General features: G+C 54.1%; 22 protein-coding genes and 1 pseudogene. 18 read left to right on the top strand and 5 right to left on the bottom strand.

Annotated features, from left to right (window positions below; translation table 11 throughout):
- Window positions 1-7: 7 nt before the first annotated feature.
- On the bottom strand, window positions 8-1,336 hold the full coding sequence (gene srmB, locus JSN25_RS21700) for an ATP-dependent RNA helicase SrmB (protein ID WP_159121872.1): 1,329 nt from the start codon (window positions 1,334-1,336) through the stop codon (window positions 8-10).
- A 132-nt stretch (window positions 1,337-1,468) separates the two neighbouring features.
- Between srmB and trmN the strand changes: the two genes are divergently transcribed.
- Complete coding sequence (gene trmN, locus JSN25_RS21695; RefSeq protein ID WP_159121871.1) at window positions 1,469-2,206, top strand: tRNA(1)(Val) (adenine(37)-N(6))-methyltransferase TrmN; 738 nt, start codon at window positions 1,469-1,471, stop codon at window positions 2,204-2,206.
- Here trmN and nadB read toward each other — a convergent pair.
- Window positions 2,191-3,813, bottom strand: coding sequence for an L-aspartate oxidase (nadB, locus tag JSN25_RS21690; protein WP_038642714.1), 1,623 nt, complete (start codon window positions 3,811-3,813; stop codon window positions 2,191-2,193). The two genes, trmN and nadB, sit on opposite strands and share 16 nt — an antisense overlap.
- 263 nt (window positions 3,814-4,076) lie before the next feature.
- On the opposite strand from nadB, the pseudogene rseD reads away from it, so the two are divergent.
- The 12 genes and pseudogenes from rseD (at window position 4,077) to acpS (ending at window position 13,688) form a co-directional block, all read left to right on the top strand.
- A pseudogene (rseD, locus tag JSN25_RS21685) lies at window positions 4,077-4,242 on the top strand (rpoE leader peptide RseD).
- Entirely contained in the window at window positions 4,239-4,814 is a 576-nt protein-coding gene (gene rpoE, locus JSN25_RS21680; RefSeq protein WP_003037573.1) for an RNA polymerase sigma factor RpoE, read from the top strand. Before rseD ends, rpoE begins: the two are co-directional and overlap by 4 nt.
- A gap of 31 nt (window positions 4,815-4,845) precedes the next feature.
- The gene (gene rseA / locus JSN25_RS21675; RefSeq protein WP_008785497.1) at window positions 4,846-5,496 is read left to right on the top strand and encodes an anti-sigma-E factor RseA; all 651 of its coding nucleotides are present in this window, start codon (window positions 4,846-4,848) and stop codon (window positions 5,494-5,496) included.
- Window positions 5,496-6,452, top strand: coding sequence for a sigma-E factor regulatory protein RseB (gene rseB / locus JSN25_RS21670; RefSeq protein ID WP_038642710.1), 957 nt, complete (start codon window positions 5,496-5,498; stop codon window positions 6,450-6,452). The genes rseA and rseB overlap by 1 nt, the downstream gene beginning before the upstream one ends.
- Entirely contained in the window at window positions 6,449-6,913 is a 465-nt protein-coding gene (rseC, locus tag JSN25_RS21665) for a SoxR-reducing system protein RseC (RefSeq protein WP_061382216.1), read from the top strand. The genes rseB and rseC overlap by 4 nt, the downstream gene beginning before the upstream one ends.
- Before the next feature lie 270 nt (window positions 6,914-7,183).
- Window positions 7,184-8,983, top strand: a complete 1,800-nt coding sequence (gene lepA, locus JSN25_RS21660) for a translation elongation factor 4 (protein ID WP_038642706.1) — start codon at window positions 7,184-7,186, stop codon at window positions 8,981-8,983.
- A gap of 15 nt (window positions 8,984-8,998) precedes the next feature.
- Entirely contained in the window at window positions 8,999-9,973 is a 975-nt protein-coding gene (lepB, locus tag JSN25_RS21655; RefSeq protein ID WP_038642704.1) for a signal peptidase I, read from the top strand.
- 269 nt (window positions 9,974-10,242) lie between these two features.
- The gene (rnc, locus tag JSN25_RS21650) at window positions 10,243-10,923 is read left to right on the top strand and encodes a ribonuclease III (protein WP_003037579.1); all 681 of its coding nucleotides are present in this window, start codon (window positions 10,243-10,245) and stop codon (window positions 10,921-10,923) included.
- Entirely contained in the window at window positions 10,920-11,825 is a 906-nt protein-coding gene (gene era, locus JSN25_RS21645) for a GTPase Era (protein WP_042306656.1), read from the top strand. The genes rnc and era overlap by 4 nt, the downstream gene beginning before the upstream one ends.
- An 11-nt stretch (window positions 11,826-11,836) precedes the next feature.
- On the top strand, window positions 11,837-12,565 hold the full coding sequence (recO, locus tag JSN25_RS21640) for a DNA repair protein RecO (RefSeq protein WP_038642700.1): 729 nt from the start codon (window positions 11,837-11,839) through the stop codon (window positions 12,563-12,565).
- Between the two features lie 11 nt (window positions 12,566-12,576).
- Entirely contained in the window at window positions 12,577-13,308 is a 732-nt protein-coding gene (gene pdxJ / locus JSN25_RS21635) for a pyridoxine 5'-phosphate synthase (protein ID WP_003838383.1), read from the top strand.
- Entirely contained in the window at window positions 13,308-13,688 is a 381-nt protein-coding gene (acpS, locus tag JSN25_RS21630) for a holo-ACP synthase (RefSeq protein ID WP_038642698.1), read from the top strand. Before pdxJ ends, acpS begins: the two co-directional genes overlap by 1 nt.
- Here acpS and JSN25_RS21625 read toward each other — a convergent pair.
- Both JSN25_RS21625 and JSN25_RS21620 read right to left on the bottom strand, forming a co-directional pair.
- Window positions 13,685-13,945, bottom strand: a complete 261-nt coding sequence (locus JSN25_RS21625; protein ID WP_038642696.1) for a YfhL family 4Fe-4S dicluster ferredoxin — start codon at window positions 13,943-13,945, stop codon at window positions 13,685-13,687. The genes acpS and JSN25_RS21625 overlap by 4 nt on opposite strands.
- 55 nt (window positions 13,946-14,000) lie before the next feature.
- Window positions 14,001-14,849, bottom strand: a complete 849-nt coding sequence (locus JSN25_RS21620) for a MurR/RpiR family transcriptional regulator (RefSeq protein WP_085049300.1) — start codon at window positions 14,847-14,849, stop codon at window positions 14,001-14,003.
- Between the two features lie 117 nt (window positions 14,850-14,966).
- On the opposite strand from JSN25_RS21620, the gene murQ reads away from it, so the two are divergent.
- The 4 genes from murQ to tadA are packed head-to-tail and all read left to right on the top strand — an operon-like array spanning window position 14,967 to window position 18,428.
- Window positions 14,967-15,860 carry an N-acetylmuramic acid 6-phosphate etherase gene (gene murQ, locus JSN25_RS21615; protein ID WP_085049329.1) on the top strand — a complete coding sequence of 298 codons (894 nt, stop codon included), beginning with the start codon at window positions 14,967-14,969 and terminating at the stop codon, window positions 15,858-15,860.
- Window positions 15,861-15,869: 9 nt separating this feature from the next.
- Window positions 15,870-17,234 carry a PTS transporter subunit EIIC gene (locus JSN25_RS21610; protein ID WP_204525343.1) on the top strand — a complete coding sequence of 455 codons (1,365 nt, stop codon included), beginning with the start codon at window positions 15,870-15,872 and terminating at the stop codon, window positions 17,232-17,234.
- A 3-nt stretch (window positions 17,235-17,237) separates the two neighbouring features.
- Window positions 17,238-17,873 carry a phosphatidylglycerophosphatase C gene (gene yfhb, locus JSN25_RS21605; RefSeq protein ID WP_038642689.1) on the top strand — a complete coding sequence of 212 codons (636 nt, stop codon included), beginning with the start codon at window positions 17,238-17,240 and terminating at the stop codon, window positions 17,871-17,873.
- 57 nt (window positions 17,874-17,930) lie between these two features.
- Complete coding sequence (gene tadA / locus JSN25_RS21600) at window positions 17,931-18,428, top strand: tRNA adenosine(34) deaminase TadA (RefSeq protein ID WP_038642688.1); 498 nt, start codon at window positions 17,931-17,933, stop codon at window positions 18,426-18,428.
- 40 nt (window positions 18,429-18,468) lie between these two features.
- On the opposite strand, the gene mltF is transcribed toward tadA, so the two are convergent.
- The gene (gene mltF / locus JSN25_RS21595; RefSeq protein ID WP_085049302.1) at window positions 18,469-20,019 is read right to left on the bottom strand and encodes a membrane-bound lytic murein transglycosylase MltF; all 1,551 of its coding nucleotides are present in this window, start codon (window positions 20,017-20,019) and stop codon (window positions 18,469-18,471) included.
- A 257-nt stretch (window positions 20,020-20,276) separates the two neighbouring features.
- Between mltF and purL the strand changes: the two genes are divergently transcribed.
- Window positions 20,277-24,164: a phosphoribosylformylglycinamidine synthase gene (purL, locus tag JSN25_RS21590; RefSeq protein WP_204525342.1), complete on the top strand. Its 3,888-nt coding sequence runs from the start codon at window positions 20,277-20,279 to the stop codon at window positions 24,162-24,164.
- Window positions 24,165-24,425: the final 261 nt, after the last annotated feature.

Genomic DNA, 24,425 nt, shown 5'->3' with positions numbered 1-24,425 from the left:
TACGGTTTTACTCTTTGTCGGACTGCTGGGGAGCCGTTCCGCTCGGCTTACGACGTTTGCCGATATTTTTGGCGTCGCGGTGACGTTTCTTCACGCGCGGTTTCTCTTTTTCTTTGGCTTTTTGCTCGGCGCGCTTCGCCAGCACTTTTTTGGACGGCTTGCCGTTAGATTTCTCACTTGGCGCGCGAGTTGTCGGGCGCAGTTCGTCAATAACGCGCGCCTTCAGCGGTTCGTCGATATAGCGGCTCGCTTTGCCAAGCAGCAGGTGGTCGTGCGCTTCAACCAGAGAAATCGCGGTACCTTTACGGCCAGCGCGGCCGGTACGGCCAATGCGGTGTAGATAGGCATCACCACTGCGCGGCATGTCGAAGTTAAACACGTGGCTAACATCAGGAATGTCGATCCCGCGGGCGGCAACATCGGTCGCAACCAGTACGTTCACACGACCATCGGTCAGGCGTTTGATCGCTTCGTTACGCTTGATCTGTACCATCTCGCCTTCGAGATAGCAGTTATTAATGCCAGCCTGGCGCAGCCAGCCTGCCAGCTCGTGCACACGCTCACGCTTACGTACAAAAACAATCGAACGGGTCGCTTCCGGCTGTTTTAACAGATGGATCAACAGAGCCGTTTTGTGCTCGATGTCATCGGCACGGTAGTAAAATTGATGGATCTTCTTGCGTTCGCGGGTCGAGGGATCCGCCGAAACCTCAACCGGATCTTCCAGCAGGCGCTCGGCAAAATCTTTAATCGCGTCGCCTTCCAGCGTGGCAGAGAATAACATCGTCTGCTTACGCCAGCGGGTTTCACCGGCGATATGTTCGATGTCCTGGGCAAAGCCCATGTCCAGCATACGGTCTGCCTCATCGAGGATCAGCGTTTCAACCGCGTGGCAGTCGAAATTCTCTTCTTTGATGTATTGTAGCAGGCGACCGGTGGTGGCGACCACGATATCCTGGTTTTCGCTAAAGACTTCCATATGGTTCATGTAAGCCACACCGCCGGTAATTGTGGCGATATCCAGATGCGTATTCTTCGCCAGTTCACGGGCGTGGTCGGCAACCTGCATCGCCAGTTCGCGCGTTGGCGTCAGAATTAAAATGCGCGGTGGGCCAGATTTTTTGCGCGGGAAGTCGAGCAGGTGCTGCAACGCTGGCAGCAAATATGCCGCCGTTTTACCGGTGCCTGTCGGCGCAGAACCGAGTACATCACGGCCATCGAGCGCAGGCGGAATGGCGGCAGCCTGAATGGCGGTCGGGCGAGTGAAACCTTTTTCCTGGAGGGCATCCAGAAGGCTTTCATCGAGTTCAAGTTCGGAAAAAGTCGTTACAGTCATGTTCTACCTCTGTGTGGGGCGCTGATTATAGACGTTACGGCTGCAATCTTCATCTGTTTGTATGGATATAGCTTCTCAGGTATTGTTTTTATCCTATGTTATCGTCTTTTTTCCCCAGGAAGGTTGTTCTCCATGCCCCAGTCTACATCCGTACTTAGACGTAATGGATTTACATTTAAGCAGTTTTTTGTGGCGCATGATCGTTGTGCGATGAAAGTCGGAACGGACGGTATTTTATTAGGGGCCTGGGCCCCCGTTGCGGGCGTAAAACGGATCCTGGATATTGGTACCGGGAGCGGCCTGTTGGCGTTGATGCTGGCCCAGCGTACTGATGAAAATGTCATCATTGACGCTGTGGAGCTTGATGTTGACGCCGCGCAGCAGGCGCAGGAGAACATCGCGCAATCTCCGTGGATGCATCGCGTCAGCGTTCATACAGCAGATGCGCAGCAATGGATACCACGCCAGACCGTGCGTTTTGATTTGATTATCAGCAATCCACCTTATTATGAACAGGGAGTGGAATGCGCCACGCTGCAGCGCGAGCAGGCACGTTACACGACCGCGCTCGATCATGAAGCATTGCTGGCGCTGGCGGCGGGGAGTATTACAGAAGATGGTTTTTTTTGTGTCGTGCTGCCGGAACAAATTGGTAACGCCTTTACCCAGCAGGCATTAAGTATGGGCTGGCATTTGCGTTTACGTACGGATGTGGCAGAAACTGAGGCCCGGCTACCACATCGTGTATTGTTGGCATTCTCCCCGCAGGCCGGGGAGTGCTTTAGCGACAGGTTGTTTATCCGTGGGCCAGACCAACGTTACTCTGAAGGTTACACGGCGCTGACCCAGGCGTTTTATCTGTTTATGTGATGACTTAGCGGCGAGAGGATGGACGGGCCTGACTCGGGAAGTTGTTCAGGATAATCCAGCGTGTAGTGCAGGCCCCGACTCTCTTTGCGCATCATTGCGCAGCGTACAATCAGCTCGGCAACCTGCACCAGGTTGCGCAGTTCCAGCAAATTGTTCGACACGCGGAAATGGGCGTAATACTCGTCGATTTCCTGTTGCAGCATGGTGATACGGCGCAGCGCGCGCTCCAGGCGCTTAGTCGTACGCACAATCCCGACGTAGTCCCACATAAATAAGCGCAGCTCATGCCAGTTATGCTGAATCACCACCAACTCATCCGGATTTTCCACACGACTTTCATCCCAGGCGGGAAGTGTGTTGACACCGCGTGCGTAAGGCATTCGCCTGTCGATATCTTCAGCGGCTGACCAGCCGTAAACCAGGCACTCAAGCAATGAGTTCGACGCCATACGGTTGGCGCCATGCAGGCCGGTATAGCTCACTTCGCCGATGGCATACAGACCGTCGACATCCGTGCGGCCAAAGTCATCAACCATCACACCGCCGCAGGTATAGTGCGCGGCAGGGACGATAGGGACCGGCTCTTTGGTCAAATCGATGCCCAGTCCCAGCAGTTTTTCATAAATCATCGGGAAATGCTGACGAACAAATGCTTCCGGTTTATGGCTGATGTCGAGGAACATGCAGTCAGCGCCCAGACGCTTCATCTCGTGGTCAATGGCACGGGCGACGATATCGCGAGGAGCCAGTTCGCCACGCTCGTCAAAATCGGGCATAAAGCGCGAGCCGTCCGGGCGCTTCAGGTGCGCGCCTTCGCCACGCAGCGCCTCGGTCAGCAGGAAATTGCGCGCCTGCGGATGATACAGCGCCGTTGGATGAAACTGGTTAAATTCAAGATTGGCGACACGACATCCCGCGCGCCAGGCCATCGCAATCCCGTCCCCCGAGGAGATATCCGGATTGGTAGTGTACTGATACACTTTTGACGCGCCGCCGGTAGCTAACACCACTGACTTCGCATGGCAGGTTTCGACAGCTTCTTTATTACGATTCCAGATCCAGGCCCCAACAACCCGACGCGTTCCCGGCAGGCCGATTTTATCAGAGACAATCAGATCGACGGCATTACTGCGCTCCAGAACCTGTATGTTAGGATGATTTTGCGCCTGGCTGACAAGGGTGGTTTCGACTTCTTTACCGGTAGCATCCGCAGCATGCAGGATGCGTCGATGACTATGACCGCCTTCACGGGTCAGGTGATAACTCTCTTCACCGTTGGGCTGAACCTGCGTATCAAATAACACACCCTGATCGATAAGCCACTGCACACAGGTGCGGGCATTGCTGGCGACAAACTCTACCGCATGACGATCGCAAAGTCCGGCCCCGGCAACCAGCGTGTCTTCAACGTGGGAGTCGATACTGTCGGTTTCATCGAAAACCGCGGCAATACCACCCTGAGCATAAAACGTCGAGCCTTCGCTAACAGGACCTTTGCTCAGTACAATAACCTGATGTTTCTCAGCCAGCCGCAGCGCCAGCGAGAGTCCGGCAGCTCCGCTGCCAATGATCAGCACGTCACAGGATAATTCAGGAGTTGTATTCATAATGTTTGTTTAATTTACTAAACAGTGTTTGCTCACAATAGCACCAGAATACGCGTTGCTGCACGTTTTATTTTTAAATGTGTTGCAATGGCTAAACATGAAAGAAAAAGTATGACGAGGCCGAAATGAGCAAAATTATTTTGTGAAGCAGGCCGTTAGCATCAGATTATGTGATGAAATAAAGTGGCCGTTGGGTTACTCTGCAAGCGGTGAAATGGGCATTTCTTACAGATAGTGCGTTGATCGGGTTATGTAGACTTATAATGAGAGATAAGACCTGTCTACAACATGACAAACAAAAAACAAATGCGTAACGGAACTTTACGAAACTTGAGCACTCTAAGCATTTGCTTGCTCATAGTGAAGCTTATGGAGTGGCGTTTCGACAGCGCGTGGAAATTTGGTTTGGGGAGACTTTACCTCGGATGAGCGAGCAGTTAACGGACCAGGTCCTGGTAGAACGGGTCCAGAAGGGAGATCAGAAAGCCTTTAACCTACTGGTAGTCCGCTATCAGCATAAGGTGGCGAGTCTGGTTTCTCGCTATGTACCGTCGGGCGATGTACCCGATGTAGTACAAGAAGCATTTATCAAGGCCTATCGTGCGCTGGACTCGTTCCGGGGGGATAGTGCTTTTTATACCTGGCTGTATCGTATCGCAGTCAATACAGCGAAGAATTACCTGGTCGCTCAGGGGCGTCGTCCACCTTCCAGTGATATAGATGCGATTGAAGCAGAAAACTACGAAAGTGGCGGTGCACTGAAAGAAATTTCGAACCCTGAGAACTTAATGTTGTCAGAAGAACTGAGACAGATAGTTTTCCGAACTATTGAGTCCCTCCCGGAAGATTTACGCATGGCAATAACCTTACGGGAGCTGGATGGCCTGAGCTATGAAGAGATAGCCGCTATCATGGATTGTCCGGTAGGTACGGTGCGTTCACGTATCTTCCGAGCGAGGGAAGCTATTGATAATAAAGTTCAACCGCTTATCAGGCGTTGACGATAGCGGGATACTGGAAAAGGTATTAGGCATGCAGAAAGAAAAACTTTCCGCTTTAATGGATGGCGAAACGCTGGATACTGAGTTGCTTAAAGAGCTGACTCACGACCCGGAAATGCAAAAAACCTGGGAGAGTTATCACCTGATTCGCGATTCCATGCGAGGTGATACCGCCGACGTTCTCCATTTCGATATTTCCGCCCGCGTAATGGCTGCCATCCAGGATGAGCCAGTACGTCAGACGGCGCCATTGATTCCTGAGGCCCAGCCAGCACCGCACCAGTGGCAGAAAATGCCATTCTGGAAGAAAATGCGTCCGTGGGCCGCGCAGCTTACCCAAATGGGGGTGGCCGCGTGTGTATCACTTGCAGTTATTGTTGGCGTCCAGCACTATAACGGTCAATCTGAAACGTCCCAGCAGCCCGAAACGCCGGTATTTAATACATTACCGATGATGGGTAAAGCCAGTCCGGTAAGCCTGGGTGTACCTTCTGACGCGACAGCCAGCGGCGGTCAGCAACAGCAGGTACAGGAGCAGCGTCGTCGTATTAATGCCATGTTGCAGGATTACGAACTGCAACGTCGACTGCACTCTGAACAGCTTCAGTTTGAGCAGGCGCAAACACAGCAAGCCGCTGTGCAGGTGCCAGGAATTCAAACTTTAGGAACGCAATCGCAGTAATGAAGCAACTTTGGTTTGCCATGTCACTTGTGGCTGGTAGCCTGTTCTTCTCTGTAAACGCCTCGGCCAATCCTGCGTCCGGGGCGTTGTTGCAGCAGATGAATCTGGCCAGCCAGTCGCTAACCTATGAGCTGTCATTTGTCAGCATCAATAAACAGGGTGTTGAATCCCTACGTTATCGCCATGCCCGCCAGGATAACCGTCCGTTAGCGCAGTTGTTGCAATTGGATGGACCGCGCCGGGAAGTGGTGCAACGCGGCAATGAAATAAGTTATTTCGAGCCTGGGCTCGAACCGTTCACGCTGAACGGCGACTATATCGTTGATTCATTGCCATCCCTGATTTATACCGACTTCAAACGCCTTGCACCCTACTATGATTTTATTTCAGTAGGCCGCACTCGCATTGCCGATCGGCTCTGTGAAGTGATCCGCGTTGTCGCTCGTGACGGCACCCGTTACAGCTATATCGTCTGGATGGACACCGAAACCAAGCTACCGATGCGTGTCGATCTTCTCGATCGTGATGGCGAAACGCTGGAACAGTTCCGCGTCATCGCCTTTACCGTAAACAACGGCGTTAGCGACAGCATGCAGACGCTGGCGAAAGCCAATCTACCGCCGTTGCTGTCGGTTCCCGCGGGTGAAAAAACCAACTTCAACTGGAGTCCGTCATGGGTGCCGCAAGGCTTTAGTGAAGTCTCCAGCAGTCGACGTCCGCTGCCGACCATGGATAACATGCCGATTGAATCACGCCTTTATTCGGATGGCCTGTTCAGTTTCTCCGTGAACGTAAACCGCGCGACGCAAAACAGCACCGATCAACTGCTGCGAACCGGGCGTAGAACGGTCAGCACCAGCGTGCGTGATAACGCGGAAATTACGATAGTGGGCGAACTGCCGCCACAAACGGCGAAGCGTATCGCGGATAATATTAAGTTCAGGGCCGCACAATGATCAAAGAGTGGGCGACAGTCGTTTCCTGGCAAAATGGTCTGGCGACGGTCAGCTGTGATGTGAAAGCGTCATGTAGCAGCTGTGCTTCCCGGGCCGGGTGCGGGAGCCGCGTGCTGAATAAACTTGGACCGCAGACCACGCACACTATCGTGGTACCCTGCGATGAGCCATTGGCTGCTGGTCAAAAAGTTGAGCTGGGCATTGCCGAGAGGAGCCTGTTGGGATCGGCGATGCTGGTTTATATGTCTCCGCTGGCGGGGCTCTTTCTTTTCGCGGCGCTGTTCCAGGTGCTGTTTGGCTCCGACCTGGCAGCTTTAAGCGGGGCTGTACTGGGTGGCGTGGGCGGATTCCTGATCGCCCGCGGATATTCCCGTAAGCTTGCTGAACGTGAAGCCTGGCAGCCGGTCATTCTGAACGTTGCCCTCCCGCCCGATCTTATTCGCGTTGAAACCCAGCAGTGATATCTTTGCCTGATGGCGCTGCGCTTATCAGGCCTACCGCGTTTTCAGATGCAGGCGTAGGCCGGATAAGGCGTTTATGCTGCCATCCGGCAAAAGTTTCACCGACTTTGTAAGGTTGTTTCCAGTTCCCGCTATCCTTGCTCTATGAACGTTTCCTCGCCTCAGCGTTGTAGTGTAGAATGCGGCGTTTCACTTAAACAGACGTTAAGCTCAGATCAGCGACTTCTCAGAGCCTGCTCAGGCGGGCGTAAGGCACAATAATTACTCTATATGAAGAACATACGTAACTTTTCAATCATTGCTCACATCGACCACGGTAAATCGACGCTGTCTGACCGTATTATCCAGATCTGCGGTGGCCTGTCTGACCGTGAAATGGAAGCGCAGGTTCTCGACTCGATGGATCTTGAGCGTGAGCGCGGTATTACTATCAAAGCGCAGAGCGTGACGCTCGATTTCAAAGCATCTGATGGTGAAACCTATCAGCTTAACTTTATCGACACCCCGGGCCACGTCGACTTCTCATATGAAGTTTCCCGCTCGCTTGCCGCCTGTGAAGGCGCACTGCTGGTGGTTGACGCCGGGCAGGGTGTAGAAGCGCAAACGCTGGCCAACTGCTACACCGCCATGGAAATGGATCTGGAAGTGGTGCCGGTACTGAACAAGATTGACCTGCCAGCCGCTGACCCTGAGCGTGTAGCGGAAGAAATTGAAGATATCGTCGGCATCGACGCCACCGACGCAGTACGCTGCTCGGCGAAAACCGGCGTGGGCGTGACCGACGTGCTGGAACGTCTGGTGCGCGACATTCCGCCGCCGGAAGGCGATCCGGAAGGCCCATTGCAGGCGCTGATCATCGACTCCTGGTTCGATAACTACCTGGGCGTGGTTTCGCTGGTGCGTATTAAAAACGGCACCATGCGTAAAGGCGACAAGATTAAAGTGATGAGCACCGGTCAGGTTTATAACGCCGACCGTCTGGGTATCTTCACGCCGAAACAGGTTGACCGTACCGAGCTGAAATGCGGCGAGGTAGGTTGGTTGGTTTGTGCGATTAAAGACATTCTTGGCGCCCCGGTGGGTGATACCTTAACGTCTGCGCGTAACCCGGCAGAGAAAGCGCTGCCAGGTTTCAAGAAGGTGAAACCGCAGGTTTATGCCGGTCTGTTCCCGGTCAGCTCTGACGATTACGAAAACTTCCGTGATGCGCTCGGCAAGCTGAGCCTGAACGACGCTTCCTTGTTCTATGAGCCGGAAAGCTCAACCGCGCTGGGCTTTGGCTTCCGCTGCGGCTTCCTCGGCCTGTTGCACATGGAGATCATTCAGGAACGTCTGGAACGTGAATACGATTTGGATCTGATCACTACCGCGCCGACCGTAGTTTACGAAGTGGAAACCACGGCGAAGGAGACAATCTACGTCGATAGCCCATCCAAGCTGCCGCCGCTGAACAACATCTACGAACTGCGCGAGCCGATCGCCGAGTGTCACATGCTGCTGCCGCAAGCTTACCTTGGTAACGTCATCACGCTGTGTATCGAGAAACGTGGCGTACAGACCAACATGGTTTATCACGGTAACCAGGTCGCGCTGACCTATGAAATTCCGATGGCGGAAGTGGTACTCGACTTCTTCGACCGCCTGAAGTCGACCTCCCGCGGCTATGCGTCGCTGGACTATAACTTCAAACGCTTCCAGGCATCTGACATGGTGCGTGTTGATGTCCTCATCAACAACGAACGTGTTGATGCGCTGGCGCTGATCACTCACCGCGACAACTCCCAGAGCCGTGGCCGTGAGCTGGTCGAAAAGATGAAAGATCTGATCCCGCGCCAGCAGTTTGATATCGCGATCCAGGCGGCCATCGGCACGCACATCATCGCGCGTTCAACGGTGAAGCAACTGCGTAAAAACGTTCTGGCGAAATGCTACGGTGGCGATATCAGCCGTAAGAAAAAGCTGCTGCAAAAACAGAAAGAGGGTAAAAAGCGCATGAAGCAGATCGGTAACGTCGAACTGCCGCAGGAAGCGTTCCTCGCCATTCTGCATGTCGGTAAAGACAGCAAATAATCTTAAGGAGTTGGCATGGCGAACATGTTTGCCCTGATTCTGGTGATTGCCACACTAGTGACGGGCATTTTATGGTGCGTAGATAAATTCATTTTCGCGCCAAAACGCCGGGAGCGTCAGGCAGCAGCGCAAGCTGCTGCAGGTGATTCACTGGATAAAGCAACGCTGAAAAAAGTGGCCCCTAAGCCGGGCTGGCTGGAAACTGGCGCATCCGTTTTCCCGGTATTAGCTATCGTGCTGGTGGTGCGTTCGTTTATTTATGAACCGTTCCAGATCCCGTCAGGTTCGATGATGCCGACGCTGTTGATTGGCGACTTTATTCTGGTGGAGAAATTCGCCTACGGGATTAAAGATCCGATTTACCAGAAAACGTTGATCGAAACCGGCCATCCGAAACGCGGTGATATCGTGGTGTTTAAATACCCGGAAGATCCACGTCTGGACTACATCAAACGCGCTGTCGGTTTACCGGGAGACAAAGTGACGTACGATCCGGTGGCGAAAGAGGTGACTATTCAGCCTGGTTGCAGCTCCGGTCAGGCGTGTGAAAATGCGCTGCCGGTAACCTACTCTGATGTTCAGCCAAGTGATTTTGTGCAGACCTTTGCTCGTCGCAACGGCGGGGAAGCGACCAGCGGTTTCTTTGAAGTTCCGTTGAACGAAACGAAAGAGAACGGTATTCGCCTCACCGAACGTAAAGAAACGCTCGGTGAGGTAACGCACCGCATTCTGACCGTGCCAATCGCGCAGGATCAGGTAGGGATGTACTACCGTCAGCCTGGCCAGCAGCTAGCGACCTGGATCGTCCCACCGGGACACTACTTCATGATGGGTGATAACCGTGACAATAGCGCGGACAGCCGTTACTGGGGATTTGTGCCGGAAGCGAATCTGGTGGGTAAAGCGACTGCAATCTGGATGAGTTTCGACAAGCAAGAGGGTGAATGGCCGACCGGCGTGCGTTTAAGCCGTATTGGCGGTATTCATTAATTGCTAATAATCGTTCACGTTGTCGTCATTATGGCGACAACGTGAATTATTTCTCGGATAAATTCCCGCAGACTAACGACATCCCTTGTCGTTGTGTATAGAATATTCCCCCGAAGTTTTAGGTTGGCACCGACAGGTTGCCACGGCACACGAAACAGCGTTGGTTTGTATACAAAAGCATTCAGACGATGCCAGATGGCTAAGTGAATGGCGTATATCAGGTCTGTTTCGTGTGCTGAATTGTTGACGCATTCATTTATTGGTATCGCATGAACCCCATCGTAATTAATCGGCTTCAACGGAAGCTGGGCTACACTTTTAATCATCAGGAGCTGTTGCAGCAGGCATTAACTCACCGTAGCGCCAGCAGCAAACATAACGAGCGTTTAGAATTTTTAGGCGACTCTATTTTGAGCTTTGTCATCGCTAATGCGTTATATCACCGTTTCCCGCGTGTGGATGAAGGTGATATGAGCCGCATGCGCGCGACGCTGGTTCGCGGTAATACGCTGGCAGAATTAGCCCGTGAGTTTGACCTCGGTGAATGTTTACGTTTGGGGCCAGGCGAGCTGAAAAGCGGCGGTTTCCGTCGTGAATCGATCCTGGCGGACACCGTTGAAGCTTTGATCGGCGGCGTCTTCCTCGACAGCGATATTCAAACCGTTGAACAACTGATCCTGAATTGGTATCAAACCCGTCTGGATGAAATTAGCCCAGGCGACAAACAAAAAGATCCGAAAACGCGCCTGCAGGAATATTTGCAGGGTCGCCACCTGCCGCTGCCGTCCTACCTGGTGGTGCAGGTCCGTGGTGAAGCTCACGATCAAGAATTTACTATCCACTGCCAGGTCAGCGGCCTGAGTGAACCGGTGGTTGGCACAGGTTCGAGCCGTCGTAAGGCTGAGCAGGCTGCCGCCGAACAGGCGTTGAAAAAACTGGAGCTGGAATGAGCATCGATAAAACTTACTGCGGATTTATTGCCATCGTCGGCCGCCCGAACGTTGGCAAATCCACCTTGTTGAATAATCTGCTTGGGCAGAAGATTTCTATTACCTCTCGTAAGGCTCAGACAACTCGTCACCGTATTGTTGGCATCCATACCGAAGGCGCGTATCAGGCGATTTATGTTGATACCCCGGGCCTGCATATGGAAGAAAAACGTGCCATTAACCGCTTGATGAACAAGGCGGCGAGCAGCTCGATTGGTGATGTTGAGCTGGTGATTTTCGTTGTGGAAGGCACTCGCTGGACGCCGGACGACGAAATGGTGCTCAACAAGCTGCGTGATGGTAAAGCCCCGGTAATTCTGGCGGTGAACAAAGTAGACAATGTTCAGGAAAAAGCAGATCTGCTGCCGCACCTGCAGTTCCTGGCCAGCCAGATGAACTTTCTCGACATCGTGCCGATCTCTGCCGAGACCGGTCTGAATGTTGATACCATTGCGGGTATCGTACGCAAGCATCTGCCGGAAGCAATTCATCACTTCCCGGAAGATTACATCACCGATCGTTCTCAGCGCTTTATGGCCTCTGAAATCATCCGTGAAAAGCTGATGCGTTTTCTGGGCGCTGAACTGCCGTACTCCGTCACCGTTGAGATTGAGCGTTTTATCTCTAACGAGCGCGGCGGCTACGATATCAACGGTCTGATCCTTGTCGAACGTGAAGGGCAGAAGAAGATGGTGATTGGCAACAAAGGGGCCAAAATTAAAACCATCGGTATTGAAGCGCGTAAAGACATGCAGGAGATGTTCGAAGCGCCTGTTCACCTTGAACTGTGGGTGAAAGTGAAATCCGGCTGGGCCGATGACGAACGCGCGCTGCGCAGCCTCGGTTACGGCGACGATCTCTGAGAATAACCCCGATGGAGGGCTGGCAACGCGCTTTTGTCCTGCACAGCCGCCCGTGGAGCGAAACCAGCCTCGTACTGGACGTCTTCACGGAAGAATCGGGCCGCGTGCGCCTTGTAGCCAAAGGCGCGCGTTCCAAACGTTCCAATCTTAAAGGCGCCCTCCAGCCTTTTACGCCGTTACTGCTTCGCTTTGGTGGACGTGGTGAGGTCAAAACCTTGCGTAGCGCCGAAGCCGTCTCTCTGGCACTCCCTCTAAGCGGTATTACGTTGTACAGCGGTCTGTATATCAACGAGCTTATCTCACGCGTGCTTGAATACGAGACCCGCTTTTCTGAACTCTTTTTCGACTACCTGAACTGTATTCAGGCGCTGGCAGGCGCGACGGGTTCGCCAGAGCCTGCCTTGCGTCGCTTTGAACTGGCTTTACTCGGTCATCTGGGTTATGGCGTGGATTTTACCCACTGCGCGGGTAGCGGTGAGCCGGTAGATGACACCATGACCTATCGCTATCGGGAAGAGAAAGGATTTATCGCAAGTGTAGTGATTGATAACGCCACCTTTACCGGACGCCATCTGAAAGCGCTTGAGTCGCGTGAATTTCCGGATGCTGATACGCTTCGCGCTGCGAAACGCTTTACCCGCATGGCGTTAAAGCCGTATCTTGGTGGTAAGCCGTTAAAAAGCCGGGAACTGTTCCGGCAATTTATGCCAAAACGCGCAGTAAAAATTAAAAATGATTAACGAGGATTGTCATGGCTGAATTACTGTTAGGCGTCAACATTGACCACATTGCCACTTTACGTAATGCACGCGGCACCGCATACCCGGACCCGGTTCAGGCGGCGTTTATCGTTGAACAGGCGGGCGCAGACGGCATTACCGTACATCTGCGTGAAGACCGTCGCCATATTACCGACAGAGACGTGCGTATTCTGCGCCAGACGCTGGATACCCGTATGAATCTGGAAATGGCGGTAACCGAAGAGATGCTGGCCATTGCCGTTGAGACGAAGCCGCATTTTTGCTGCCTGGTGCCGGAAAAACGCCAGGAAGTTACCACCGAAGGTGGTCTGGACGTCGCCGGTCAACGCGACAAAATGCGCGACGCCTGTAAACGCCTGGCGGATGCTGGCATTCTGGTTTCACTGTTCATTGATGCCGACGAAGAACAGATTAAAGCCGCTGCTGAAGTTGGCGCGCCGTTTATTGAAATTCACACCGGCTGTTACGCTGATGCGAAAACTGACGCGGAACAGGCCAGCGAACTGGCGCGTATCGCCAAAGCGGCGACCTTTGCCGCAAGCCTTGGCCTGAAGGTGAATGCGGGTCACGGCCTGACGTACCACAACGTTAAAGCCATCGCGCGGATCCCTGAAATGCACGAACTGAACATCGGTCATGCCATTATCGGACGCGCAGTGATGAGCGGTCTGAAAGACGCGGTAGTAGAAATGAAACGCCTGATGCTGGAAGCGCGTGGCTAATGGCGATTTTGGGATTAGGTACGGATATCGTGGAGATTGCCCGCATTGAAGCGGTGATCTCCCGCTCCGGTGACCGTCTGGCAAGACGCGTGCTCAGCGACAACGAATGGGCAATCTGGGAGACGCATCAGCAGCCGGTGCGTTTTCTGGCGAAGCGTTTTGCGGTTAAAGAAGCGGCAGCAAAAGCCTTTGGTACGGGTATCCGCAACGGCCTGGCATTCAACCAGTTTGAGGTTTTCAACGACGAGCTCGGTAAGCCGCGTCTGCGGTTATGGGGGGAGGCGTTAAACCTGGCGGAAAAACTCGGCGTCGCCCATATGCATGTGACGCTGGCCGATGAACGTCACTACGCCTGCGCCACGGTGATTATTGAAAGTTAGATTTTGTCCGCGTGATGCATCTGGACGAATTTATCCCACAACTGCTCTTCACTCTCTAAATGTGCCGGATCTTTCAAAATAGTATTGGGGATCGGGCACACCTTCTGGCAGGTTGGCGTGTCGTAATGGCCTACGCATTCCGTACATTTGTCGCTGTTAATCTCGTAAATGCTGTCACCCATCGAAATCGCCTCATTCGGGCATTCAGGTTCGCACATATCGCAATTGATACACTTTTTAGTGATTAACAGGGCCATCAGGAAACTCTCAAAACATCACAAATCGGGCGGGCATTATACGCGCATTCTTTGCTCAGACCAGTTTTTTTACCAGCGCTTCGCTGTGACGAATGCGTTCCGGGGCATGCTCCAGATCCTGCTGCACCAGCGCCATAAACAGTAAATCGGTGAGCATCATTTGCGCGTGGGTGGAGGAGATCGCGGCGCTGCGCGTAGCCTGTTCCTCGGCAATCGTATACAGACAATGACTTGCACGTTGCTGCAGGGCATTGGGCGTAAATCCGGTGATGGCGAGAATTTTGGCCCCGGTACGCAGCGTTTCATCTGCCGCCAGATTAAGTTCGCGGCGCTCACCGGTGTACGAAATAGCCAGCAACAAATCGCCTGGTGAAAGCGCCTGCACCGTCGCCAGCAGGGCGTGCATATCACGTTCGACTACCGCGTTAAAACCAATCTTCAACAGCTTCCAGGCAAAGTTCTGCGCGACCAGACCCGATGCGCCAATACCGGTCAGAATAATACGTCGGGCAGAGCGCAACATCGTGACGCTCTCCAACAGTTTTTCTTCGCTGTTAATATCCAGCGTCGCATGCATCGCCGCCACGTTCTCCTGAATCAGCTTTTCGCCCACCAGACGCATCGGGTCATCACCCCGAATCTGGTTATGCACCGGAACAGAATGGGGGTTGGGATTACTGGCCAGCGCTTCGCTAATCGCCAGTTTCAGTGCCGGAAATCCTTTAAAACCCAATTTTTGCGCGAACTTCACCACGCTGGACTGGCTGACGCCCGCTTCGAAGGCCAACTGCTGTGAGCTGAGATGACGCGCGGTATCTGGTTGAGCAAGGAGATAATCCGCAAGTTTTTTATCGCTTTGCGCGAGATCCGGGTAACGCTGACGAATGCGAATTAAACAGTTCATGCTGTCTCCTGGCGAAAACGTGATGGCGATTACAAAACAAAATTTCCCTCGCCTGGATGAATATAATATTCCATTATGACAGATTATTATGAATTAAAAATTCCTAAGGACCAAAAAATGAATCTCGGTGCATTAGTTTCAGAAACCCGTAACCCTCAGACCATGGATCTTGATGCGCTCTCCACGCTGGAGTTGGTTCATCGTTTTAATCAACAGGATACGCTGGTAGCACAAGCAGTAAAAGCCACTCTTCCTGAAGTTGCGCGAGCGGTCGATGCGGCGGCGGATGCGCTTAAAGCGGGCGGACGCATTATATACATGGGCGCGGGTACCAGCGGGCGTCTTGGCGTGCTGGATGCCTCTGAATGCCCACCGACTTTCGGCGTACCGCACGGTCTGGTGGTTGGCCTGATAGCCGGAGGACCGGGCGCGTTGCTGAAGGCGGTTGAAGGCGCGGAAGATAACCCGCAGTTAGGTGAAGACGATCTGCGTACGCTTAACCTTACCCCAGAGGATCTGGTGGTTGGTCTGGCGGCGTCAGGTCGTACGCCATATGTAATTGGTGGGCTGAAATATGCCCGGACGGTAGGCTGTACGACGGTGGCCATTTCCTGCAATCCGGACTCTCCTATTGCTCATGAAGCGGATATTGCCATCTCCCCTGTGGTAGGGCCGGAGGCCCTGACGGGGTCAACACGACTGAAATCCGGCACTGCGCAAAAACTGGTGCTCAATATGATCTCCACCGGTGCGATGGTGAAGTTTGGCAAGGTGTATCAGAACCTGATGGTGGATATGCAGGCAACCAACGTCAAACTGGTCGATCGGGCGTGTCGCATGGTGGTTGAGGCCACTGGCATTGCGCGTGAGCAGGCGCAAGCGCTGTTAAAGCAGACTGACTTTGAGGTTAAACCCGCCATTTTAATGGCGCTCACCGGCCTGGACGCCGCTGCCGCCCGCGAAAAGCTTGCCGCTCACCAGGGTTTTTTACGCGCGGCGTTAGAACACTAAGAGGTGTATATGGATAAGACGGAGGTGCTGGCCAGCGACATTCTGCTGGGCGTTGGCGGAGAGAAAAATATTCTGCGCCTGGAAAACTGTATGACCCGTGTCAGGGTGGAAGTCCGGGATGAGGCTCAGCTCGATGTATCCCGACTCAAGCAACTGTCCGGCGTCAGCGGCTACGTGAAGCAGGGCGCACAGCACCAGATCATCGTCGGCCCCGGGAAAGCCGCCAGGGTGGTGGATGCTATGCGCGCCCTGATTGCCGATGGCGGCGAGCGCACCGATGCGCATGATATCGAGCGCACGAAGTCAGCGGCTAAAGCGAAATACAAAGCGCCGATGAGCGATGCGCTGCGTAAGCTGGCGAACGTCTTTATCCCTCTTATTCCGGCGTTTATCGCCTCCGGTTTAATTACCGGCATTATTAACATCCTTAAGCGACCGGATATCGTCGGGGATTTTGCGACCCACTATCCGAATTTACTTGGACTGATGGGCATATTTGGCAGCGCCGTGTTTGCCATTATGAATATTCTGGTCGGGGTGAATACCGCTAAAGTCTTTGGCGGTTCTCTGGCGATGGGCGGAGTGATGGCGGGGATCCTCTCCAGTCCGCAACTGGCGCAAATTACCCTGTTTGGCGAAACGCTGCAGCCGGGGCGCGGCGGGGTAATCGCCGTGCTGTTGGTGGTAGCGTTGATGTGCTGGATCGAACGCAAATTCCGCGAACTGCTGCCGGAATCACTGGAACTGATCCTTAACCCACTGCTGACCACCATTATTACCGGGGCTATTGCGATAGTGGCGCTGCAACCGTTGGGCGGTTGGATTTCCGAATCTATCGCTCACGGCGCATCCTGGGCTATCGATCGCGGCGGTTTTCTGGTCGGCGCTATACTGGCGGGAACCTTCCTGCCGCTGGTGCTCACCGGGCTTCATCAGGGGTTAGTGCCTATCCACGTCGAACTGGTGCAGGCGCATGGTTATAACGCGCTCTTCCCAATCCTTGCAATGGCGGGTGTTGGGCAAATCGGTGCTGCGATTGCGGTGCTGATGAAAACCCGCAACGCACGACTAAAAAAGGTGATCAAAGGGGCGTTGCCGGTTGGATTGTTGGGGATTGGCGAACCGCTGATTTTTGGCGTTACGCTGCCGTTGGGTAAGCCGTTTATCGGTGCCTGTCTTGGCGGAGCGGTAGGCGGGGCACTGATAAGCTACTGGAAAGTGGCGACGGTTATCACCTTTGGTATCTCAGGATTACCGCTGGCATTAACGATTGTTGCCGGAAAAGTGATGTTCTATCTGTTAGGCTATCTGGTAGCAGTTATTGCCGGGTTTCTGTTTACCTGGCTATTGGGGTTCAACGATCCAGAGGAATAAAGTTTGACCAATCACCAGCGCCGCGTTGTCTTTTTTGATTTGGATGGCACGTTACATCAGCAGGATATGTTCGGGAGTTTTATACGTTATCTGCTGCGTCGTCAGCCGCTGAACGTGCTGCTTGTGCTGCCTCTGTTACCGGTGATTGCGCTGGCGTTGTTGATAAAAGGACGTGCGGCCCGCTGGCCAATGAGCCTGCTGTTGTGGGGATGCACTTTTGGTCGTAGCGAGGCGCGTCTGAAAGCGCACCAGGCCGATTTTGTACGTTGGTTTCGCGATAACGTGACGGCGTTTCCGCTCGTACAGCAGCGGCTGACCACTTATCTGTTAAGTTCTGACGCCGACATCTGGCTTATCACCGGCTCCCCACAGTCGCTGGTGGAACAGGTTTACTTTGATACCCCGTGGCTACCGCGCGTCAATCTGATCGCCAGTAAAATGGCGCGAGGATATGGTGGCTGGGTGCTGCCTCTGCGTTGTCTGGGGCATGAGAAAGTGACACAGCTGGAACGTCAGATTGGCGCGCCGCTGCAACTTTATAGTGGTTATAGCGACAGTAAGCAGGACAACCCGCTGCTCTCTTTTTGCCAGCATCGCTGGCGCGTCACGCCGCGTGGGGAACTGCAACAACTCGAATAGAGTAAACGATAGCGTCTGTGTATAATGCGCCCGCTTTGATTACTGGAGTTACCCCCTTTGTCTGAAGTTGAATTTAGCCACGAATACTGGATGCGTCATGCTTTAACGCTGGCTAAGCGCGCCTGGGATGAGCGTGAAGTCCCGGTGGGCGCAGTATTAGTGCATAATAACCGCGTCATTGGCGAAGGCTGGAACCGGCCGATTGGTCACCATGATCCCACGGCCCACGCTGAAATTATGGCGCTGCGTCAGGGCGGCCTGGTGCTGCAAAATTACCGTCTGTTGGATGCCACGTTGTACGTCACTCTGGAGCCGTGCGTGATGTGCGCCGGCGCGATGGTGCACAGCCGTATCGGCCGGGTGGTTTTTGGCGCGCGCGATGCGAAAACGGGGGCGGCGGGTTCATTAATTGACGTGCTACATCACCCTGGAATGAATCATCGGGTTGAAGTGACAGAGGGAGTCCTGCGGGATGAATGCGCCACGCTGCTCAGCGATTTCTTTCGTATGCGTCGTCAGGAAATTAAAGCCCTGAAAAAATCCGCCAATGCGTAAATGCCGGTCTGATTGCCTGATGTTTATCAGGCCGATAAGACTACTTTTCCTCTTTCTTTTGCGCTGAAAACAGCAGGGAAGGGGAGTGCGTCAGGTAGTTTGACGACGTCTGAGACAGAAACGCGGAAAGCGGGAATTTCTCTTTACCTAATAACTCCGCGGGCGACACCGCCGGGTAATCCTGCGCCAGTTGCTGCGTTTCCTGCGCCTGCTTTTCTTTTTCTTGCAGATATCCCACCAGGCTTATCTGGTATTTACGGATATTTTCGACATAGGCGTAGGCTTCATGACCACGCGCATAGCCATAGGTCAGCTTGTTGTAATACGGCTTTTGGCTGAGCAGCGGTAGACGCTGTTTTACATCGGACCAGCTATTCGGATTGCCTTTGGTTTTGACCGTCAGCGCCCGCGCGTCCAGCATATGCGCATAACCCATATTGTAGGCGGCAAGCGCAAACCAGATCCGTTCCCCTTCCGGGACGGTATCCGGCACTTTACTCATCATATCCTGCAAATAACGCGCGCCGCCGCTGATGCTCTGTTCGGCATCGGTACGGTCAGTCAGCCCGAGACTCTGGGCGGTATTTTTGGTCAACATCATCAGTCCGCGTACGCCGGTCGGAGAAGTGGCCTGCGCGTCCCAGTGCGACTCCTGATAAGAGATCGCGGCAAGCAGTCGCCAGTCTATTTCCTGCGCATACTTCTCAAACAGCGGCTTGAGGTCTGGCAACACGCTGTCTACGGCGCGCAAAAAGGTGCGGGTGTCGACATAGTCAAAATCATCGCCATGCCCAAGATATTTCTCTTCCAGTCTTGCCAGGGAACCCTCTTCGTTCATGGAATTAAAGAAATCCAACAGGGCAGCGGCCAGCGTATTGTCATCGTCCAGACGACTAAACCAGGTCACCGGCTGTTCGTCGGAGACGTCCAGCGCGACGGCCAGCTCAGGGTGTACGCGTTGGTACAGGCTGATGGCGACGGAATCGGCAATGGTGTAATCCAGCTTACCGGCGATGACATCATCAAGTAGTTCAGTGGTGCCCTTTTTGTCATCCACTTTCCAGCTCAGGTCGGGAAATTTTTTCTCTTTTAGCTGCTGGAGATCGTTAACCACCACATGTCCCGGGGCGATAGTCAACTGATTTTCATTCACGCTAGCCAGGGTTCGAGGGCGATATTGCCCAACCCGATACACCAACTGTTGTGACACCGAGTAATAGGTCGGGCCGGGCTGGTAATTTTTCACCCGCTCGCTGTTATACACCAGACCTGCGGCTAACAGATCGGCATTACCGTTATCCAGGTCGTCAAACAGCTGGCTGATGTTCTGGCGCACGGTGATTTTTAATTTCACGCCTAAATAGTTGGCGAACGCCTGGGCCAGTTCATAATCCAGACCGAATTTTTTGCCGTTGAGGGTCGCATAAGTTAATGGCGAGTCAATGGTACTGACGCGCAGTTCTCCCCGCGACTGAATGGCGGCGATACGATTTTCGGCTTTACCGAACCAGGGAATAGATGGCCAGAGGGCCGCTGCCAACAACAGCGTTAATATGCCGATGAACAGATAATTAATCTTTAATTTTTTCAATTAGTTAATTCTCTGAACCGTACGTTGTCTCTGCCTGCTGTAGTGTTGTTTAAGAAGTGAAGTCGTCATTAATGAGCGGCATTTTGCTTAAACTTGCGTCAGTTGGCAACTTATTCAGAAAACAGACCGCATTTGATGATAAGACGAGGCCGCGATTTTATTTCGACGCAAACGGTTTCGTCGGCGCGGTAGATTCTTTATAATACCGCCCGTTTCCCCCACTTGGGCACACCGAAAGCTTAGAAGACGAGAGACTTATGATGGAAATTCTGCGTGGTTCACCTGCACTGTCTGCATTCCGTATTAACAAACTGCTGGCACGTTTTCAGGCTGCCAACCTCCAGGTCCACAATATTTACGCCGAGTACGTCCATTTTGCCGATCTGAACGCACCGTTGAATAAAGATGAGCACGCGCAGCTTGCACGCCTGCTGAAATATGGTCCTGCTCTTCACAGCCACGCACCTGAGGGCAAATTGCTGCTGGTCACCCCTCGTCCGGGCACCATCTCCCCGTGGTCTTCTAAAGCGACTGATATTGCCCACAATTGCGGCCTACAACAGATTAGCCGCCTGGAACGTGGCGTTGCTTACTATGTCGAAGCGTCTACGCTGACTGCGGAGCAGTGGCAGGAGGTTGCCGACGTACTGCACGACCGCATGATGGAAACGGTTTTCTCTGCGCTAAACGATGCCGAAAAACTCTTTGCGCATCACCAGCCTGCGCCGGTCTCCAGCGTCGATCTGCTGGGTGAGGGCCGTCAGGCGCTGATTGACGCCAACGTGCGTCTCGGCCTGGCATTGGCGGAGGATGAAATCGACTATCTGCAGGACGCGTTCAGCAAACTGGGGCGCAACCCGAACGACATCGAACTGTACATGTTCGCGCAGGCCAACTCTGAGCACTGTCGCCACAAGATTTTTAACGCCGACTGGGTTATCGACGGTAAACAGCAGCCGAAGTCGCTGTTTAAGATGATCAAAAATACCTTTGAAACCACCCCGGACCACGTGCTGTCCGCCTATAAAGACAACGCCGCGGTGATGGAAGGTTCTGAAGTGGGGCGCTACTTTGCCGACCACAAAACCGGTCGCTACGATTTCCATCAGGAGCCAGCCCATATCCTGATGAAGGTAGAAACTCACAACCACCCGACCGCCATCTCTCCGTGGCCGGGCGCGGCAACCGGATCCGGCGGTGAAATTCGTGATGAAGGCGCAACCGGGCGCGGCGCGAAGCCGAAAGCCGGGCTGGTGGGCTTCTCCGTTTCCAACCTGCGTATTCCGGGCTTTGAACAGCCATGGGAAGAAGACTTTGGTAAGCCGGACCGTATCGTTACCGCGCTGGATATCATGACCGAAGGGCCATTAGGCGGCGCGGCGTTTAATAATGAATTTGGTCGCCCGGCGCTGACCGGCTACTTCCGAACTTACGAAGAGAAGGTTAACAGCCACAACGGTGAAGAGCTGCGCGGCTACCACAAGCCGATCATGCTGGCGGGCGGGATCGGCAACATCCGCGCCGATCACGTGCAGAAAGGCGAGATCGTCGTCGGCGCGAAGCTGATCGTTCTCGGCGGTCCGGCGATGAACATCGGCCTCGGCGGTGGCGCTGCATCCTCTATGGCTTCCGGTCAGTCTGATGCCGATCTCGACTTCGCCTCCGTACAACGCGATAACCCGGAAATGGAACGCCGTTGTCAGGAAGTTATCGACCGCTGCTGGCAGATGGGCGATGCCAACCCGATTCTGTTTATTCACGACGTCGGCGCGGGCGGTCTGTCCAACGCCATGCCGGAGCTGGTAAGCGATGGCGGTCGCGGCGGTAAATTCCAGTTGCGCGATATCCTCAGCGACGAGCCGGGTATGAGCCCGCTGGAAATCTGGTGTAACGAATCTCAGGAACGTTACGTGCTGGCGGTGGCCGCTGACCAGTTGCCGTTGTTTGACGAGCTGTGTAAGCGTGAGCGCGCGCCGTACGCGGTGATTGGCGAAGCCACCGAAGAGCAGCATCTGACCCTGAGCGACAGCCACTTCGACAACCAGCCGATCGATATGCCGCTGGACGTGTTGCTGGGCAAAACGCCGAAGATGACCCGCGACGTGCAGACGCTGAAAGCGAAGGGTGATGCCCTGAATCGTGGCGAAATCTCGATTGCCGATGCGGTGAACCGCGTACTGCATCTGCCGACCGTCGCGGAAAAAACCTTCCTCGTAACCATCGGCGACCGTACCGTTACCGGTATGGTGGCGCGTGACCAGATGGTCGGGCCGTGGCAGATCCCGGTGGCTAACTGTGCGGTGACCACCGCCAGTCTTGATAGCTACTATGGTGAAGCGATGTCTATCGGCGAACGTGCGCCAGTCGCTCTGCTGGACTTCGCAGCTTCTGCCCGTCTGGCGGTAGGTGAAGCGCTGACTAACATTGCGGCAACACAGATTGGCGACATCAAACGCATTAAACTCTCCGCAAACTGGATGGCGGCTGCGGGTCACCCGGGTGAAGATGCCGGGTTATACGAAGCGGTAAAAGCCGTCGGGGAAGAATTATGTCCGGCGCTTGGCCTGACCATTCCGGTGGGTAAAGACTCCATGTCGATGAAGACCCGCTGGCAGGAAGGCAACGAACAGCGCGAAATGACCTCGCCGTTGTCACTGGTGATCACCGCTTTTGCCCGCGTGGAAGACGTGCGCCACACCATTACTCCGCAGCTCTCTACTGAAGATAATGCCCTGCTGTTAATTGACCTTGGTCTGAGCCACAACGCACTCGGCGCGACCGCGCTGGCGCAGGTTTACCGCCAACTGGGCGACAAACCGGCCGACGTACGTGATGTGGCGCAGTTGAAAGGCTTCTACGAGGCCATGCAGGCGCTGGTCGCACAGCGCAAGCTGCTGGCTTACCACGATCGCTCCGACGGCGGCTTGCTGGTGACGCTGGCGGAAATGGCTTTCACCGGGCACTGTGGTATTGAGGCTGATATCAGCACGCTGGGCGACGATCGTCTGGCAGCGCTGTTTAACGAAGAACTGGGCGCGGTGATCCAGGTTTGCGCCGCTGACCGTGACGCGGTGGAAGCCATTCTGGCGGCCAACGGCCTGGCAGACTGCGTACACTACCTCGGCAAAGCCGTGGAAGGCGACCGCTTCACTCTCTCCGCTAACGGACAGCCGGTGTTCAGCGAAAGCCGTACTACCCTGCGTATGTGGTGGGCAGAAACCACCTGGCAGATGCAGCGTCTGCGCGACAACCCGGAGTGCGCCGATCAGGAACACGACGCTAAAACCAACGACGCCGATCCTGGCCTCAACGTTAAACTGACGTTCGATATCAACGAAGATGTTGCTGCCCCGTACATCGCCACCGGCGCACGTCCTAAAGTCGCTGTACTGCGTGAGCAGGGCGTTAACTCCCACGTCGAGATGGCGGCCGCTTTCCATCGTGCGGGCTTCGATGCTATCGACGTGCACATGAGCGATCTGCTGGGCGGACGTATCGGTCTGGGGAATTTCCAGGCGCTGGTAGCCTGTGGCGGCTTCTCTTACGGTGATGTGCTCGGCGCCGGGGAGGGCTGGGCGAAGTCGATTCTGTTCAACAACCGCGTCCGTGATGAGTTTGAAACCTTCTTCCATCGCCCGCAAACGCTGGCGCTGGGCGTGTGTAACGGTTGTCAGATGATGTCTAACCTGCGCGAACTGATCCCGGGAAGCGACCTGTGGCCGCGCTTTGTGCGTAACCACTCCGATCGTTTTGAAGCCCGCTTCAGCCTGGTCGAAGTGACGCAAAGCCCGTCTTTACTGCTCTCCGACATGGTTGGTTCGATGATGCCGATTGCCGTTTCTCACGGTGAAGGCCGTGTGGAAGTGCGTGACGACGCGCATCTGGCTCAGCTTGAGAGCAAAGGCCTGGTGGCGCTGCGCTACGTTGATAACTTCGGTAAGGTGACCGAAACCTACCCGGCGAACCCGAACGGTTCGCCGAACGGTATTACTGCCGTTACCACTGAAAATGGTCGCGTCACCATTATGATGCCGCACCCGGAACGTGTGTTCCGCACCGTGGCTAACTCCTGGCACCCGGAAAACTGGGGCGAAGACAGCCCGTGGATGCGTATTTTCCGCAACGCGCGCAAACAGCTCGGTTAATTAGCCCGATAGCCATTAAGCCCCTCCTGCGAGGGGCTTTTTTTTTGCCTGTCTCTTTGTAGGCCGGATAAGGCGTTTACGCCGCCATCCGGCAATAAACTCAGTGCTTATGCCGCAAAATTAAAGTGTCGGGAAATCCCGACATGGGCGGGGTGACGATGTCGTCAAAAAGAGACATTTAATTATATGATTTATAATGGTTTTGTTTTTAAGTGCTACAGCTGTTGCTGATTGGCGACAGAAAGTGCAAAAAACCGGCAG

The organism is Citrobacter cronae, assembly GCF_016893685.1.
Lineage (GTDB): Bacteria > Pseudomonadota > Gammaproteobacteria > Enterobacterales > Enterobacteriaceae > Citrobacter > Citrobacter werkmanii.
The sequence above is the reverse complement of the archived record's forward strand: the minus strand, read 5'-3'. Positions and strand labels throughout refer to the sequence as shown.